Below are 16,059 nucleotides of genomic sequence, written 5' to 3'. Positions count from 1 at the left end.
TTTTTGTATCTCGTTGTTCACTGCAGATAATCTAACTAAATCTTTGGCGTTTCTGTCACGACACCATGGTTTTGGCCGCGATGACGCAACAAATGATCCATCACCACTATCGCCAGCATTGATTCGGCAATAGGTACTGCACGAATACCCACACATGGGTCATGACGACCTTTGGTGATTAATTCCGTTGGCTCACCATGTTTATCAATGGTTTTACCCGGTACAGTAATACTTGACGTTGGTTTTAAAGCAATATTGGCGACAATATCTTGACCGGTCGAGATACCACCCAAAATACCACCGGCGTGGTTGCTATCGAAGCCTTGTGGTGACAAAGCATCACGATGCTCGCTGCCTTTTTGCTTAACCACATCAAAACCGTCGCCAATCTCCACCCCTTTGACGGCATTAATACTCATCAAAGCATGGGCAATATCAGCATCAAGACGATCAAATACTGGCTCTCCTAATCCCACTGGCACATTGGTCGCAACCACTTGGATTTTAGCGCCAACGGAATCACCTTGTTTTTTTAAATCGCGGATCAGTTGATCAAACGCATCCACTTTTTCCGCATCTGGGCTAAAAAATGGATTGTTTTCAATCTCATTCCAATCAACGGTTTCAATCGCCACATCACCCATTTGTGATAGGTATGCCCGTACTTCAACGCCAAATTCTTGCTTCAAGTACTGCTTAGCAATCGCACCTGCCGCCACTCGCATTGCCGTTTCACGTGCTGACGAACGGCCGCCACCACGATAATCACGAATGCCATATTTCTGATGGTAGGTATAGTCCGCATGACCAGGGCGGAACTTATCTTGAATATCGGAATAATCTTTTGAACGCTGATCGGTGTTCTCAATTAATAGGCCGATAGAAGTACCGGTGGTTTTACCTTCAAAGACACCTGAGAGAATTTTAACCTGATCCGGTTCGCGTCGTGCTGTGGTGTAGCGCGATGTGCCTGGACGGCGACGATCAAGATCGACTTGAATCATCTCTTCTGAAATTTCTAACCCCGGAGGGCAACCGTCAACGATACATCCTAGTGCGATACCGTGACTTTCTCCGAACGTTGTCACTCGGAAGTGTTGTCCGATACTATTTCCTGCCATTGCGTCCTCAACTTTTATGCTGTAATTGACCTGATCACAGCGTTTCTTCCTGATGTTGGTAGATTCATAGTCGCTTGAATAACCATTGATGTAAACCCCCAAAAGACAACAAAATCAGCGACACAAATAAAAAAAACGCCATGCACTAACAAGCACATGGCGTTTTAAAATCACTCTAACAGCTAAAATTAATCTTTATAGATCGAGAACTCAGCAGCGTGCTCTAGCATTTGGTCGCGGGTCAATAAAAATACACCATGACCGCCGTTTTCAAACTCTAACCACGTGAATGGGATATGTGGATATTGCTCCATCATATGTACCATTGAGTTGCCTACTTCACAGATCAAGAAGCCTTTCTCTGTCAAATAATCCGGAGCATTCGCCAAAATACGACGCACCAGTTTCAGGCCATCTGTACCTGCTGCTAAACCAAGAGCAGGTTCATGTGTGAACTCTTCCGGCAAGCTATTCATGTCTTCTTCATCCACATAAGGTGGATTTGAAACAATCACGTTGTACTGCTCTTTTGGCAAATCACGGAATAGATCTGAACGGATAGGGAAAACTTGTTGCTCTAAACCATGATCTTGAACGTTAAGCTCAGCGACTTGTAGTGCATCCGTTGAGATATCAATCGCATCCACTTCTGCATCAGGGAAAGCATTAGCACACGCAATCGCAATACAGCCACTGCCGGTACAAAGATCCATAATGCGAGTTGGCTCTTCAATTAACCAAGGCTGGAATTCAGCTTGGATCAGCTCGCCGATAGGTGAACGAGGCACAAGTACACGTTCATCAACGAAAAACTCTAACCCACAGAACCATGCCTTATTGGTTAGGTATGCGGTTGGCGTACGTTCATTAATACGCTTAACCACGCGCTCAACAATTCTCATTCGCTCACTGGTCGTCAAGCGTGAGTTCAACACGTGTGGAGGCACATCGATTGGCAGGTAAAGGGTTGGCAAGATAAGCTGAACCGCTTCGTCCCATGCATTGTCGGTACCGTGGCCATAAAAAATGTTCGCTGCATTAAAGCGGCTCACTGTCCAACGGACCATATCTTGAAGCGTGTGTAATTCTGATACCGCTTCTTCTACAAAAATCTTATCCAAACTTGCCTCCGAAAAGCGCTACAATACTGCTTAATGAAATTAACCCTGTTGTGTTAACCATAATTTTATACCCATGAGCCAAAAAGACACCAACGCTGATGACGATTTCGCCCTATTTAGGGATGCAGTACAAGGCGTAAAAAAGTTGCCACAGGATACCATAGTCCAGCAACCAAAAAAGAATACTAAGCAAAAAGAAATCAAGCGAACTGCTCGAGAAAGCAGCGATGCTGAATTTTATTTCTCTGACGAGTTTGTGCCGCGCCTAAATGAAGAGGGGCCAACCCGCTATGCGCGTGATGATGTCTCGACTTATGAGGTAAAAAGATTACGTCGTGGTGTGTATGTGCCCGATGTATTTTTGGATATGCACGGCATGACGCAAGTAGAAGCCAAACGAGAACTTGGTTCTATGTTGGCCTACTGCATTAAGAATGACGTACATTGTGCCTGCGTTCAGCACGGCATTGGTAAGCACATACTTAAGCAGAAAGCCCCGCTATGGCTTGCTCAACACCCAGACGTAATGGCCTTTCACCAAGCGCCCTTAGAGTTTGGTGGTGATGGAGCGCTACTGGTGTTGCTGTCGATTCCGGAGAAATAGCGGGGTTAGAGAGTCGGGAACGAGCTACGCTCTATAGAACGCTTCGCTTATAGATTTGAGAATCGAGATCGAAAAGCGAGAAGCGGGAAGCGAGAAGCGGGAAGCGAGAGGCTGTTAGATCTCGTAAAAGATTCCCGACTACGCTCCTTCGTCGCTATCGAGAATGACAAAATTTAAGTGTTCAGCTTTTTCGTCATCCTCAAGAGTGAGGAACAACGAGTTGGGGATCTATCGCAAACGCATAATTCAAACAGATTCCCGACTGCGCTCCTTCGTCGCTATCGAGAATGACAGAATTTAAGTGTTCAGCTTTTTCGTCATCCTCAAGAGTGAGGGAAGAACAAGTTGGGGATCTATAGCGCAGCGTTCTCGCTTCTTAAGCTATTTACGCAATTCAGTTGGGATTGGTAGCTCTGAGGTTTTCAAATTAGGTCTTTGTCCGCCGCGTTTTCGGTATTGCTTCAACTGGAAAACATACGCCAATATTTGTGCCACCGCGGTAAACAGACCGTCGGGGATCTCTTGCTCTAATTCAGTTGAATGATAAAGCGCACGCGCGAGTGGCGGTGCGGGGATAATGTAGATGTTGTGCTCGCGGGCAACTTCTCGGATCTTCATTGCCATATGATCAACGCCTTTCGCCACTACTATCGGCGCTCGGTCATTTTTTTGATCATAACGGAGTGCAACAGAGAAGTGTTCTGGGTTGGTGATGATAACGTCAGCCTGCGGAACATCAGCCATCATACGACGCTGCGCCGCTTCACGTTGCAACATCCTAATTCGACCTTTTACTTCCGGTTTACCTTCCGTTTCCTTGTATTCGTCTTTGACTTCCTGCTTGGTCATCTTCAATTGATTAGCGTGTTGCCAAATCTGGAAAGGAATATCAATCGCCACCACTATCAGCAATGAACAGCTGATCAAAAGGATAAAGTTGAGCAAAATATCGAGAGCATGAAAGATGTTTTGTGGGTAAACATCCAAACTTAGCTGGAACAAATCTTCTTTAGCCGCATTGATCAAATAGAAGGCCATGCCCGATACCAATGCCACTTTCAAAATCGACTTAATCAGTTCAACCCAGCTTTGCATCCCGACCATACGTTTTAGGCCACTTAGCGGATTCATTTTTGATGCTTTCGGCATGGCAGCCTCAGCAGAAAAGCTCACCCCACCAATGCCAGCGGCACCAACTAAAGCCGCGACAAATAACACAAACAAAATGAGCAGCAACGGGAAAAGTAAACCGCCGAGAGAACCTAGGACGATATCAAACAGTTTATCAAGATCGAAGATCTCTTCACGCGAGAGCTTAAACAGACGTCCCATCACCTCAAATAAGGCGCGAGCTAACCCATCGCCAAACCACATAAGGGCGACGGAGCCGATAACAAGCACTGATACTGACGCCAACTCTTTTGACCTTGCAACCTGCCCTTTTTCTCGGGCCTGTTGCAAGCGCTTGGGCGTGGCGTCTTCGGTACGTTCTTGACCGTCTGATTCTGCCAATTCAGCCTCCTAAGGCAATGATTAACAATCTAAACGAATGAAACGACAAATTTGCTGCTCGCCTTGTAGCCAAATTAACTCATAGTGAGTAAATAAGCCGCCGAGAATATACCAACATAACAATAGACCGACGATAAGGGCAAAGGTAAAACCCAGTGCAAAAATGTTCAACTGAGGAGCGGCACGGGTCATAACACCAAACGATAAATTGATGGTCAGCAAGGCGATAATGCCAGACAGCGACATACTCAAAGCGAGCTTAAACATGGTACCAAGCCATGTGGCGAGCTCACGAAAATCCACTGCGGTTAAAGATCCTACCCCAATAGGCAAAGACTTAAAACTCATCACCACCAGCATCAACATTTTCAAATGACCATCGGTCGAAAGAAAAAACATGGTGGCCAAAAACATAAACAGCTGACCAAGCAATGGGGTGTTCTGGCCATTAGCCGGGTCAACCATGGAAGCAAAACCCAAGCTCGACTGCATACCCAAGATTTGACCCAAGATAACGAAGATCTGAATCATAAACTGGGTAACCGTCCCCATCGCCACCCCGATGACAATCTGTTCAAAGGTGATCATAAAGCCTTCAAAAGAGAGCAGTTCTATACTCTCAGGGACTTTTGGCACCGCAGGCATGACAGCAAAAGTAATCGCGAGACCAAGATATAGCCTCACTCGTGTTGGAACAAAGCGCGCGCCAGTTACCGTCATGACCATCAGCATGGCCGCAATACGGGTGTAGGGCCAAAAGTAATTGGCAATCCAATCTAAAATGACGCTGGCAGGATATTCCATCTCGATTCCTAGTAGAGCACTTGCGGCAAGCGCTCAATAATCGAGTAAAAGTACTCCGTCATCATTTGGGTCATCATGTGAGCGAAAAACATCAATGCCAACAAGGTAATCACCAAACGAGGCAAAAAGCTCAGGGTTTGTTCGTTGATTGAGGTCGCCGCTTGGAATATCGCCACGACAAGACCCACTAGCAAACTGGGAATAACGATGGCACAGACCATGATCAGTACCATCCACAAAGCATCGCGAAACAGCTCAACAAACATTTCAGGAGTCATAGTGTTCTCCCGTCACAAAGCAAAACTGCCGGCCAAGGTTGAGAGAATCAAATTCCACCCATCCACCAGCACGAACAGCATTAATTTAAACGGCAACGATACGATCATCGGCGAAAGCATCATCATACCCATCGCCATCAAAACCGAAGCCACCACCAAGTCGATAATCAAGAAGGGTAAAAACAGCATAAAACCAATTTGGAACGCTGTTTTCAACTCAGAAGTAATGAACGCCGGGATCAATACCGCCATCGAAACATCTTCAGGAGCCGTGGCCGTGGAGCCAGAAATATTAACGAAGGTTTCCAGATCTTTTACTCGCGTCTGCTTGAGCATAAAATCTCTCATCGGTTCCTGCGCAAGATCGAACGCTTGGCGAGCGGTCACTTGCTCGTTGATATAGGGCTGAACCGCCGTATCGTTAATCTTATTCAACACCGGTGACATGATAAAAAAGGTCAAAAAGATGGCGATGCCAATGATCACTTGGTTAGATGGCGTTTGTTGTAGACCCATCGCCTGACGCAAGATCGACATCACCACCACGATTCGGGTAAACGAGGTCATCAAAATAACCATCGCTGGCAAAAAACCAAGCATGGTCATTAGGGCGAGAATTTGCAGGTTAACCGAATAATCTTCAGTACCGTTGGCATTGGTGGTCACGGTAAACGCAGGAATGCCTGCACCGCCTGTACCCGCTATCATGTTAGTCGATAAGGTTCGAGCTGAGCCTTGATCGTTTTCCATTGCAGACACCGTTACCGAATTGGAAGCAACGCTGCTATTAATTGGGGTATCGAGCTCTTCTGAAGCGACAGACAAGCTGGAAAAAATAGCCAATACAAACGCCAAGAAAAGTGACGATAGGTGATTATTTTTTATCATTCTTTTTCAGTAGCTGAGTCAGTTGACTTGCAAACGGACTGGTAGCCAGCTCCTCCTGAGACAAGGTTTTTTCCAGCTTAGAAATCAGTTGAATTGATTGTGGAGTCACACCAACCAAAAACTGCTCCTCTCCGGCTTGGACAATCAAAATTCGTTCACGAGTACCTACTGCGACTTGGCGAACGACATTGAGGCCTTTTTGATTGGTCATGGTAGGAACGCGCATGCGCTTAAGCATCCATGCCAATAAAAGGATCAGGGCTATAACGAACAAGAGCGACCCAAATGTGGTCGCCCAGTCAAATTGGCTTGAAGGCGCGGCTGACGCGCCAAAAGCCGATGGAGAAAGCAGTAATAGCCAGTATAAATTAGGCTTCATACATTACCTTAGCTTCTTAATACGCTCAGTTTGGCTGATCACATCGGTCAAACGAATACCGAATTTATCGTTCACTACCACCACTTCGCCATGAGCAATCAAGGTGCCGTTAACTAAGACATCCAGCGATTCACCCGCTAAGCGCTCAAGCTCTACAACTGAACCTTGGTTTAACTGTAATAAGTTACGAATACTGATTTGCGAACGGCCAACTTCCATCGAAATGGTTACTGGAATATCCAAAATGGTATCGAGCTTACGACGCTCATCATCAGAGATTGGTGATGAAGTATCTTGCAATTCATCAAACTGCGCCGACATCACTTCATCTACATCAATACTCGGAGCGCTTGGATCTTCACCTAATGCCGCCGCCCATTCGTCGGCTAGTCTTTGGTCGTCACTTGGTTCCATACCTAAATACCTATTTAATCGTTTTAATCTTCAATCTCACCGTCATCACGCTCTAAATCGGAAATGACGTCTTTTCCAAGGAACGCAATATCGGTTTTCACCACATCTGGGCGTCGGATTTTTTCTGCAATTTGAATCGCCATTTTCTCACCAGAGCGACCCATTTTTACGCGATAGGTTGGCAGTTCTTCGACGAACATAACCGCATTTTCTGGCATATCGACCGGAATAATATCCCCCGGTTGCAGTTCCATCAAATCACGCAATGAAATGTCTTTTTCTAATAAATCAACGCGGAAGTTAACCGGCACATCCATGATCTCTTCACGCAGTGCACTGCTCCAGCGCACATCGGTTTCCATCTTGTCAGATTGAACACCAGCATCAAGCAATTCACGGATCGGTTCCACCATCGAATATGGCATCACCATATGGAAGTCGCCGCCGCCGCCATCCACTTCAATATGGAATGAGCTCACCACGATAACTTCCGTCGGGCTGACGATGTTCGCCATGCTCGGGTTCACTTCGGAATCGAGGTATTCGAACTCAACCCCCATCACTGGTGACCAAGCTTCTTTGTAATCTTCAAACACAATTTTCAGCAGGAGCTGGATGATACGACGTTCAGTTGGGGTAAACTCACGCCCTTCGATACGCGCATGGAAGCGTCCATCACCACCAAAAAAGTTTTCTACTAAAATAAATACCAATCGCGCTTCCATGGTGATCAACGATGTCCCTTTTAAAGGTCTAAAGCGCACCATGTTCAAGCTGGTTGGAACATATAACGTATTTTGGTATTCGCCAAATTTCATCATCTGTACACCGTTGATCGAAACCTCAGCGGTTTTTCGCAACATGTTGAACAGGCTGATACGCATATGACGAGCAAAACGCTCGTTGATCAATTCAAGCGTTGGCATACGACCGCGGACAATGCGGTCTTGGGAAGAGAAATCGAAGTCTACCGCATCACTGTCAGCGACGACGTCATCTTCAACGTCATCGACATCATCGACGCCATGCAATAGCGCATCAATTTCGTCTTGGCTTAATAGATCGGTCACACTAATTCCTACTGAATAACAAAATCAGTAAACAACACACGTTCAATCACGGGTTGGCCTACTGCGCGAGTCAAGCTCGCTTTAATATCATCGGTTGCTTTTTGGCGCAACTCGACGCGCCCATTGGCGTTGCGTAGCTGCTCGACCGTCGCTGATGCGAACGTACCAAGCAGTGAGCTTTCAATCAAAGGTGAATGGTAGCGAGCTAAATTTTCATTCTCGAATCCACGCACCATCAACTGAACGTTAATTTGTACCAAACGATCTTTTTTATCGCCGGTAACATTGAATAGAAATGGCTGAGCAATATTAACATAGGAAACCGGAGACTCTGTCGCAGTTGCTGCTTGTTGAGATGCCTGCTGCGATGAACCTGAATCATCAGAACCCATCAAGAAAAATGCCGCACCGCCACCGCCGAGTACCAATACCACCACCGCGACAATTATGATGATGAGTTTGCTTTTGCTCTTAGGTGCGCCGTTTTCAACTTCTTCTGCTGCCATAGTTTAACTTTCTCTAGCTATTCAATTCGTTAATCTCTAACGCCTAGTCTAAGCGTAATAACTGATTCCATCACGCTTTGTCGCCACATTCAAATCAAGTTTGACGTCTGGTTCAAGGTTTTCTTCACTTGATGCATGCTGATCGCTGCTCCCTTGACCAAAACCCCCTTCATTTGCTGCGGCATAGCCATTTTGCTGCTGACCAGACGCTTGTTGCTGTACTGAAGTATCTCCGAGCTGCAAACCTTGCTGAGCCAACATTTCTCGTAGACGCGGCATCGCTTGCTCAACAATATCACGGGCTTGTGAGTTCGCCACCGTAAAGTGTACGTTTGTGCCATCACCATTCATATTCATGCGGATTTGCATCCGGCCCAACTCTGGTGGATCGAGGCGAATATCAATATTTTTTAGATTTTTCGATAACATCATTTGCACCCGCTCTGCGACTTGCTCACTCGCCATCTCGCGATTAAGTGGCATTGGCGGCTGTTGAGCGACTTGCTCTGGGCGAATTTGATTGTTTACCCCCTGAGCCCCAGCCGTTTGGCCCAACTGCTGTGCGAGTGCCGCTTCAATGCCTGCGGGGGCTTGACCATCGGCTGAAGAAGCGAGTTTACCCGCCACTGCGGTGCCTTTTAAGCCCATCGCCGCTTGCATGATTTGTTCAGCTTGCGCAGCGCTATTAACCGGTGCAGTTACGGTTTGTAACTGCTGCGCAGCAGAAGCATCCATCGGCGCTGTCGGGGTTAATACCGCCGCATTGATAGCACCATTACTCGCAGCCGCTGCATGACTTGTTTGTGCCGCTGATGCTTGCGCTGTTGTCTGAGCTGAATGTTGCGCCTGATTCTGCGCTTGCTGCATGATTGCCGCAGACTGCGCATTACCTTTTAGAACAACCTCTTCTTTACCTAATTTTGCCGTATCGCCGCTGCTAGTTTGGCTGCTAGCTTGACTATTCCAGGCAATTGCAGCGCCTTCAACTTTCTCTTTTCCTTCGGTGTCTTGAGCGGTCACCGAGGTTCCCGCCGAGTCTACTGTCGCTTGGTCTTGATCTTGGTCTTTAGAAGCGCTTTGACCCATCAACGCAGCCAGTTCGGCTTTTTGTTGTTCACTCAGATTTTGCGAATCAATCTTGGCGAGATCATCCTCAGATACATTGGCAGATTGACCCGCTATCAGGGCTTGAGCCTCTGTTAAAGTTGCTTGCCCATCAATGAGCTCAACGTCACCATCTAGCACTGCCGCATCGTGCGGTGGCAAAGCCTTGCCGTCTTTTGTTTGTAGCGATTTTACTGATTGATCTAATCGACCTAGAAACTGTTGGTTTTCCGCCAAAGCTTGTTCAACTTGCGCTGAATCAGGGCTTGGTTTTTCGATGAATTTTTCCAATTGTGGAGGAATTGAGGTCGCTTTATGCTCGCTATCATCCGCAGCGCTTGTTTGTACCTTTTGTTGTTCGGCAGTATCGAGAGTATCGCCATCGAGCAGAGCTTGCTCTGAACTGGCATCATCCAGCGCCGTCACTTCGTCGCCTTGTTCTGTGGCCGCAGACGCGGTTTCAATTACAGCATCCCCTGCGACTTCAGCGTTCACTTTTGCCTCGGCCTCACCTTGGGCTGCATCCGCTTTTGATTCGCCTTTAATAAACGCCGTCAGCTTAGCAAAAAAACCTTCGTCTTCAGCAGATTCTGTCGTCGTGCTTTTACCATCAACAGCGCCGTTACTGACTTTAGCAACATCGGTTGATGAGGATAGATTGACATTCATTATTGGTAGACTCACTCTCGGCTTACGTGCACGCGTATACAGTAACAAGTCGCTGAAGTTGGCTGGCTCAAATCAATATTAAGCAAGCAATCACAGCAACTTGATGGCCAAATGGCCACGGATTCAATACGAATTATCAAGCAAGATACGCGCCAACTATACTAGTTACATAGCTAGTAACGTTAGCATGGCGCGCGACGCTTAAAGGGTACGACGGGAATATTGCAGGGTTGAGAACTCATCCATTTGCTTTTGTTCACGGATATTTTCTAAACGTTGTTTTTCTTTTAGTTTTTCCTCAATCATCCACTCGTAAGAGCGACGTTGTTTACGGCATTCCAACCAGTGTGCTTCGCAGTTTTCTACCTGATCTTTAAAGTGCGATTCGGCCTGTTTTTGTTTCGACAAGGTATTATCAAGCGTGGTCAAAAAACGATTCAAGTGAGTATATTGGCTCGCGGTTAAGCCTTGTTTGCCACGATCAATCAATTGCTGACAATAATCCAATCGATACTTTTCAATCTGTTCTAACTGCTGGTAATAACCATGCAGTTCTCCGCGCGCTTGATTCAGAGCTAACACGGCTTGGTTTTCACGCTCTTTAACTTGTTCAACCAAAAACTCTAATGCGTTATCCATTTAGTCCTTATTCCCCTTTTAGTAGGCGACCAAGCATATTGACGCACATATCATAAGGGACACTCTCTTTCATGCTTTGCTGTAAGAATGCATCGAGTTTCGGTTTAAGTGTAAAGGCAGCATCAATCGCTTGATCAGTGCCCGGCTTATAGGCACCGATAGACACCAAGTCTTGGTTTTTACGACAAATAGACAAGACCTGACGCACCGCTTTAGACATCAGCACATGCTCATCGGTGGTGATCTGTGGCATGACACGACTGACCGACTTCTCAACATCGATCGCCGGATAATGACCAGCATCCGCCATCTCCCGTGATAACACCACGTGACCATCCAAGATAGCACGTGACGCATCCGCAATCGGATCTTGTAGATCATCACCTTCGGTTAACACGGTGAAAAAGGCGGTAATGGAACCTTGCTCAGGACTGCCGTTACCGGCACGTTCAACCAAAGCAGGCAGCTTGGCGAATACCGATGGCGGATAACCTTTGGTGGCAGGTGGTTCTCCAACAGACAAAGCAATTTCACGTTGAGCTTGAGCAAAACGTGTCAGTGAATCCATCAGCAAGAGCACATCTAAGCCTTGGTCACGGAAGTACTCGGCAATGGTCAATGCGGTTTGACAGCCTTTCAGACGCATCAATGGCGATGAATCCGCCGGTGCTGCAACAACCACAGAGCGTTGTCTGCCATCAACACCTAAAATTTCTTCAATAAATTCTTTTACTTCGCGGCCACGTTCACCAATCAACCCCACCACAACTACTTGCGCAGTCGTACCACGAGTCATCATACCCAAGGTAACCGATTTACCGACACCTGAACCGGCAAATAGGCCGATACGTTGGCCCTTTCCGACCGTCAATAAACCATTGATCGCTTTTAAGCCCACATCCAAAGGCTCAGTGATTGGCTTACGCGACAAAGGGTTTATCGGCTCGGCATTGAATGAAGCGCGTTTTTCGGTATAGATTGGTCCAAGACCATCAAGGGGGTTACCAACACCATCAATGACCCGACCAAGTAATTCCATGCCAACAGGAAGACCGGTTTCACTGGTTAAAGGCGTCACTTTGGCACCGGGCATCACACCAGTAATTTGCTCGCTCGGCATCAAAAATAGATTGTCACCAGAAAAGCCCACCACTTCGGCTTCCATTTCACCGTGCATAGTTTCGACTTTACACAAGCTGCCAATCGGCGCTCGACAGCCTGTCGCTTCAAGCGTCAAACCGACCACGCGCACCAGTTTACCTGACGCGACAGGGCGACATGTTAACCCTTTGGTTTTGTATTGAGAAAGTCGATCAGCCAGCTGTAGCACTATTCACCGCCTTGATGACGATTAGAACCACAAAAACTTTGTAACACGCTGCAGATTCGCTCTTCCATGCGGTAATTGACGCTGGAATCGCCCGCTTCAATTTGCACATCACCGCGATTTAAAGCAGGTTCAGCCAATAACGTCCAATTACGGAACTCAAGGCTTTCTTCACCATAAGAGGAGCGGATAATTTCAACGTCATCAGGATGGAGTTTCAAGGTGATTGCATGACCAGACACAGGCAGCGCTTCAACTGACTGCTTAATGGTATCTAAAATCACTTGGGGATTGGTTTGCACCTCAACATGCACCACTTCTTTGACCAAAGTCAGTACCATGTCTACCAGCTGTTTTTCCACTTGCGCATTCATTAACTCAAGTGGTTGAGCAAATTGATTGGCCAGATTAACGAAGGTTTGTACTTGCTGCTGAATAAACTCTTGTCCCGCGGCAACCCCTTCGATTTTTCCAGACTCAAGACCTTCTTGCTGACCTTGCTCTAGCCCTTGCTCTTTACCTTTATCATAGCCTTGCTTAAAGCCCGCTTCTTGACCTTGATGTAACCCTTCCTGATAAGCTTGCTGCTTGATCAGTTCGATTTCTTCGTCAGTCAGCTCTGCAGGAACATCGACTTCCGGCTCACTAAAGCTCGGCATCCAGCCCGGATCGTAGTTCATCGCCGTTTCGCGTGCTTGCGAGCGATTTTCAGAGGTATAGTCAGGCAAACCCCATTTCTGCGGTTTCTCTACTTGTTGATCGTCATCGAGGCGTAAAAAGCCGCGTTTTCTCTCACCAGACATGTTCGTTTACCTGTAGCAGCAAATAATTATAGGAATTCGTCCGCGCCGCCAGACAGCATTAGCTCACCAGCATCCGCCATGCGACGGGCAATCGCCAGCACTTCTTTCTGTGCAGATTCCACATCAGAGACTTTGATTGGCGGCATCGCTTCAAGGTCATCGCGCATCATTTCAGCGGCACGCTTAGACATGTTCTTGAAGATCTTATCACGTAGGCCATCATCGGCGCCTTTAAGCGCTCTTTGCAGAACATCTTGCGGTACGTCACGCAGCAATTTCTGAATGCCTTGGTCGTCGACTTCGATAAGGTTTTCGAACACAAACATCAGGTCTTGGATTTGCGTCGCCATATCTTCGTCTTGGTCGCGGATTTGCTCCATCAAGACGCCTTCGACGTTGTTGTCCATGTAGTTCATGATCTCGGCAGCGGCTTTCAGGCCACCAATCTTGGCTGCTTGAGCACCCGCTTGACCTGCAAACTGCTTCTCCATGATCTCGTTCAATTCAGCCAGAGCCGAAGGTTGAACTTCTTCAAGGTTGGCAATACGCATCATTAAATCGAGACGGTCACGTTCAGCAAACTGTGACAAAATTTCGGCGGATTGATCAGGGTCGAGGTACGATAAAACGATGGTTTGGATCTGTGGGTGTTCATTGATGATGATGCTTGCCACTTGACGTGGGTCCATCCATTTCAATGAATCTAGGCCCTTAGAACCTGTGCCTAGCAAAATTTGGTCGACTAAGTTGTTGGCTTTATCTTGACCTAATGCTGCAATCAAAGTGTTGCGCATAAAGTCTTCGCTACCCATGCCGATATTAGTGTACTTCTGAATGTCTTCCAAAAAAGCACGATGCACCGCACCGACCTTATCTTGGCTTAAATCCGCCGCACGCGCCATCGCGCTACCCACGCGTTGCACTTGCTTCGGCTCTAGGTGACGGATAATGCCCGCGGCATCTTCTTCATTAAGGCTCAGCAATAGAATTGCTGCTCGCTCTTCACCGGGAATAGTCGAGATATCAACTGTATTTTCAGCGATATCAGTGCCTTGTTCCTGTGCTACGATTTCATTGGCCATCTTTCATCCAGTTCTTCACTACTTGCGCAGCCAACTCTGGTTCATTCGCCACCAGAGCACGCACCGCTTTTAATACGTCTTCATCTTTGTGTAGATTAGGTAAATCGATACTTGAACCGAACTCAAACAGTTCACCACCATCGAGATCACCGCCGATCAAGCTAGTTTCACCATCCGCACCAATTGGCATGCCATCTGGGCCATACATTTGGTCGTCATCTTCCGCTGCTGGATTAAGCAGTTTCTTCATCGCCGGACGAACAAGAACTAAGACGACAATAACCACCACCAGAGCACTGGCAAACCAACGCACCCAGTCATTGAAATTAGGGTGTTCCCAAATTGGCGCATCAACGATGCTTTCCATTTCAGGCTCAGCAAATTGCATGCTCAAAACATTAAGTAAGTCACCACGATTTTGGCTAAAGCCAACCGCACCGATTAAGACTTGGCGAATCGAATTAAGCTCAGATTCGGATAGCGGTTGGTAAGTTGTCGTGCCTGTTTCCGGATTGACAATCGGGCGATTTTTGATCGCGACCGCGACAGTTTGTCGATTAACCACACCCGTTTGACGGCGTTCATGGCTGATGGTGGTATCAAGCTCAAAGTTACGTGTCGCTTCCTTGTGCACCGAACCTTGCCCCATCATGCTGCCGTCTTTCATTTGTGCGACATCTTGTGGAATAGACGCGTCCGCTGGCGGTTGGTTGCTTAATGCCCCCGGAACGCCGGCAACAACACTGCCGTTGTTGTAGTCTTCTAATGTGTACTCACTGCGGGTGGCCGGAGTATTAGGGTCAAAGCTCTTACGAGTTTGCTCTACGGCGCTAAAATCAAGCTCGATATCCACTTGCGCGGTGTAGTTGCCAAAACCGAGAATCGGGATCAGGACCGAATCAATTTTTTCCCGCAGGGCTGATTCTTGTTTACGCTCTAATTCATGCTCTTTACGACGCGCCATCGACGCTTCATCTTGAGAGCCTGAACTGAGAAGGCGGCCATGCTGGTCAGTGACCGTGATACGATTTGGCTTCATACCAGGAACCGCACTCGACACCATATCAACGATTGAATCGACTTCTTCTTGTTTAAGGTTATTGCCCGACTTGAGATTCAGAAACACCGAGGCAGACGCTTCTTGATTATGACGCACAAACACACTTTGTTTGGGTAAGGCGAGTAACACGCGCGCTTTACGCACTTGCTTCATTTCTTCAATCGCTTTGGAAAGCTGACGCTCACGGCTGAGCTTTAAGCGCTCCAACTCTAAACGTTGTGATACACCAAATCCCATATCTTGCAGCAAGATATCATCACCTTCTTCGGTGGCTTGGTTTAAGCCCGCGCGAGCAAGGTTGAGTTTGAGACCGCTGTATTCGCCGGCCGGCACCATGACGGTATTGCCTTCCAAGGTATAATCTTGTTTTTGCGAGTCCAGATAATCGAGGACTGGAATTAACTCTTCCGTTTCATAGGCACCCAGAGGACGCATTTCAGGCTCTTTCACCCAGAAAAATAGCATCACAATCAAGGCTACACAGATAGAAATAGACAGCACAAGGACCACTTGACGCATAAGGTCAAGATCGCCCACAGCTAAATCAAATTTAGAACTGCTTTTTTCATCAAGATCTGGATTCTGGCTTGAGCCATCAACGCCACCATGCGCAATCATCGCATTGTCGGACGCTGACTCAGACAAAGCCAAATCTGTTGAGTGGTTTCGCTCGGACAC

General features: G+C 47.2%; 17 protein-coding genes. 1 reads left to right on the top strand and 16 read right to left on the bottom strand.

Annotated features, from left to right (window positions below):
* Window positions 1-35: 35 nt before the first annotated feature.
* Both aroC and prmB read right to left on the bottom strand, forming a co-directional pair.
* The gene (gene aroC, locus RH85_RS02155) at window positions 36-1,121 is read right to left on the bottom strand and encodes a chorismate synthase (RefSeq protein ID WP_039948404.1); all 1,086 of its coding nucleotides are present in this window, start codon (window positions 1,119-1,121) and stop codon (window positions 36-38) included.
* A gap of 188 nt (window positions 1,122-1,309) precedes the next feature.
* Window positions 1,310-2,242, bottom strand: a complete 933-nt coding sequence (prmB, locus tag RH85_RS02150; protein WP_006710537.1) for a 50S ribosomal protein L3 N(5)-glutamine methyltransferase — start codon at window positions 2,240-2,242, stop codon at window positions 1,310-1,312.
* A 73-nt stretch (window positions 2,243-2,315) separates the two neighbouring features.
* Here prmB and smrB point away from each other — a divergent pair, with 73 nt between their 5' ends.
* Window positions 2,316-2,846, top strand: coding sequence for an endonuclease SmrB (smrB, locus tag RH85_RS02145; protein ID WP_006710536.1), 531 nt, complete (start codon window positions 2,316-2,318; stop codon window positions 2,844-2,846).
* 381 nt (window positions 2,847-3,227) lie between these two features.
* Here the strand turns inward: smrB and flhB are convergent, their stop codons facing one another.
* From flhB to fliF, 14 genes are all read right to left on the bottom strand, one after another.
* Window positions 3,228-4,358, bottom strand: a complete 1,131-nt coding sequence (gene flhB, locus RH85_RS02140) for a flagellar biosynthesis protein FlhB (RefSeq protein WP_006710535.1) — start codon at window positions 4,356-4,358, stop codon at window positions 3,228-3,230.
* Window positions 4,359-4,379: 21 nt separating this feature from the next.
* A complete protein-coding gene (gene fliR / locus RH85_RS02135; protein ID WP_006710534.1) occupies window positions 4,380-5,162 on the bottom strand; it encodes a flagellar biosynthetic protein FliR in 783 nt (260 codons plus the stop codon).
* A gap of 8 nt (window positions 5,163-5,170) precedes the next feature.
* On the bottom strand, window positions 5,171-5,440 hold the full coding sequence (fliQ, locus tag RH85_RS02130) for a flagellar biosynthesis protein FliQ (RefSeq protein ID WP_005598363.1): 270 nt from the start codon (window positions 5,438-5,440) through the stop codon (window positions 5,171-5,173).
* Window positions 5,441-5,452: 12 nt separating this feature from the next.
* The gene (gene fliP, locus RH85_RS02125; protein ID WP_006710533.1) at window positions 5,453-6,328 is read right to left on the bottom strand and encodes a flagellar type III secretion system pore protein FliP; all 876 of its coding nucleotides are present in this window, start codon (window positions 6,326-6,328) and stop codon (window positions 5,453-5,455) included.
* On the bottom strand, window positions 6,315-6,707 hold the full coding sequence (fliO, locus tag RH85_RS02120) for a flagellar biosynthetic protein FliO (RefSeq protein ID WP_006710532.1): 393 nt from the start codon (window positions 6,705-6,707) through the stop codon (window positions 6,315-6,317). The genes fliP and fliO overlap by 14 nt, the downstream gene beginning before the upstream one ends.
* Window positions 6,708-6,710: 3 nt before the next feature.
* Window positions 6,711-7,121: a flagellar motor switch protein FliN gene (fliN, locus tag RH85_RS02115; protein ID WP_005598370.1), complete on the bottom strand. Its 411-nt coding sequence runs from the start codon at window positions 7,119-7,121 to the stop codon at window positions 6,711-6,713.
* A 23-nt stretch (window positions 7,122-7,144) separates the two neighbouring features.
* Window positions 7,145-8,191 (bottom strand): flagellar motor switch protein FliM, encoded by a 1,047-nt coding sequence (gene fliM / locus RH85_RS02110; protein WP_006710531.1) that lies wholly within the window; start codon window positions 8,189-8,191, stop codon window positions 7,145-7,147.
* 8 nt (window positions 8,192-8,199) lie between these two features.
* Window positions 8,200-8,697 carry a flagellar basal body-associated protein FliL gene (gene fliL, locus RH85_RS02105; protein ID WP_006710530.1) on the bottom strand — a complete coding sequence of 166 codons (498 nt, stop codon included), beginning with the start codon at window positions 8,695-8,697 and terminating at the stop codon, window positions 8,200-8,202.
* Window positions 8,698-8,745: 48 nt separating this feature from the next.
* Window positions 8,746-10,470, bottom strand: coding sequence for a flagellar hook-length control protein FliK (locus tag RH85_RS02100; protein WP_006710529.1), 1,725 nt, complete (start codon window positions 10,468-10,470; stop codon window positions 8,746-8,748).
* Window positions 10,471-10,671: 201 nt separating this feature from the next.
* Window positions 10,672-11,109 (bottom strand): flagellar export protein FliJ, encoded by a 438-nt coding sequence (gene fliJ / locus RH85_RS02095; RefSeq protein WP_006710528.1) that lies wholly within the window; start codon window positions 11,107-11,109, stop codon window positions 10,672-10,674.
* Window positions 11,110-11,116: 7 nt separating this feature from the next.
* The gene (gene fliI / locus RH85_RS02090; RefSeq protein WP_006710527.1) at window positions 11,117-12,439 is read right to left on the bottom strand and encodes a flagellar protein export ATPase FliI; all 1,323 of its coding nucleotides are present in this window, start codon (window positions 12,437-12,439) and stop codon (window positions 11,117-11,119) included.
* Window positions 12,439-13,239 carry a flagellar assembly protein FliH gene (gene fliH / locus RH85_RS02085; RefSeq protein WP_006710526.1) on the bottom strand — a complete coding sequence of 267 codons (801 nt, stop codon included), beginning with the start codon at window positions 13,237-13,239 and terminating at the stop codon, window positions 12,439-12,441. Before fliH ends, fliI begins: the two co-directional genes overlap by 1 nt.
* Before the next feature lie 26 nt (window positions 13,240-13,265).
* Window positions 13,266-14,321, bottom strand: a complete 1,056-nt coding sequence (fliG, locus tag RH85_RS02080) for a flagellar motor switch protein FliG (RefSeq protein WP_006710525.1) — start codon at window positions 14,319-14,321, stop codon at window positions 13,266-13,268.
* On the bottom strand, window positions 14,311-15,999 hold the full coding sequence (gene fliF, locus RH85_RS02075; protein ID WP_420895786.1) for a flagellar basal-body MS-ring/collar protein FliF: 1,689 nt from the start codon (window positions 15,997-15,999) through the stop codon (window positions 14,311-14,313). Before fliF ends, fliG begins: the two co-directional genes overlap by 11 nt.
* Between the last annotated feature and the right edge of the window lie 60 nt (window positions 16,000-16,059).

Source organism: Vibrio ichthyoenteri ATCC 700023 (assembly GCF_000222605.1).
GTDB classification, from domain to species: domain Bacteria; phylum Pseudomonadota; class Gammaproteobacteria; order Enterobacterales; family Vibrionaceae; genus Vibrio; species Vibrio ichthyoenteri.
Note: the sequence above shows the minus strand (reverse complement) of the source record. Positions and strands in the feature narration are given on the sequence as shown.

What these genes read in the sequence shown, in the direction of transcription:
- fliN (WP_005598370.1), bottom strand. Translation starts at nt 7,121, where the DNA reads ATGGAACCAAGTGACGACCAAAGACTAGCCGACGAATGGGCGGCGGCA.
- fliL (WP_006710530.1), bottom strand. Translation starts at nt 8,697, where the DNA reads ATGGCAGCAGAAGAAGTTGAAAACGGCGCACCTAAGAGCAAAAGCAAA.
- fliO (WP_006710532.1), bottom strand. Translation starts at nt 6,707, where the DNA reads ATGAAGCCTAATTTATACTGGCTATTACTGCTTTCTCCATCGGCTTTT.
- fliP (WP_006710533.1), bottom strand. Translation starts at nt 6,328, where the DNA reads ATGATAAAAAATAATCACCTATCGTCACTTTTCTTGGCGTTTGTATTG.
- smrB (WP_006710536.1), top strand. Translation starts at nt 2,316, where the DNA reads ATGAGCCAAAAAGACACCAACGCTGATGACGATTTCGCCCTATTTAGG.
- fliH (WP_006710526.1), bottom strand. Translation starts at nt 13,239, where the DNA reads ATGTCTGGTGAGAGAAAACGCGGCTTTTTACGCCTCGATGACGATCAA.
- fliQ (WP_005598363.1), bottom strand. Translation starts at nt 5,440, where the DNA reads ATGACTCCTGAAATGTTTGTTGAGCTGTTTCGCGATGCTTTGTGGATG.
- fliG (WP_006710525.1), bottom strand. Translation starts at nt 14,321, where the DNA reads ATGGCCAATGAAATCGTAGCACAGGAACAAGGCACTGATATCGCTGAA.
- RH85_RS02100 (WP_006710529.1), bottom strand. Translation starts at nt 10,470, where the DNA reads ATGAATGTCAATCTATCCTCATCAACCGATGTTGCTAAAGTCAGTAAC.
- fliF (WP_420895786.1), bottom strand. Translation starts at nt 15,999, where the DNA reads ATGATTGCGCATGGTGGCGTTGATGGCTCAAGCCAGAATCCAGATCTT.
- aroC (WP_039948404.1), bottom strand. Translation starts at nt 1,121, where the DNA reads ATGGCAGGAAATAGTATCGGACAACACTTCCGAGTGACAACGTTCGGA.
- fliR (WP_006710534.1), bottom strand. Translation starts at nt 5,162, where the DNA reads ATGGAATATCCTGCCAGCGTCATTTTAGATTGGATTGCCAATTACTTT.
- fliJ (WP_006710528.1), bottom strand. Translation starts at nt 11,109, where the DNA reads ATGGATAACGCATTAGAGTTTTTGGTTGAACAAGTTAAAGAGCGTGAA.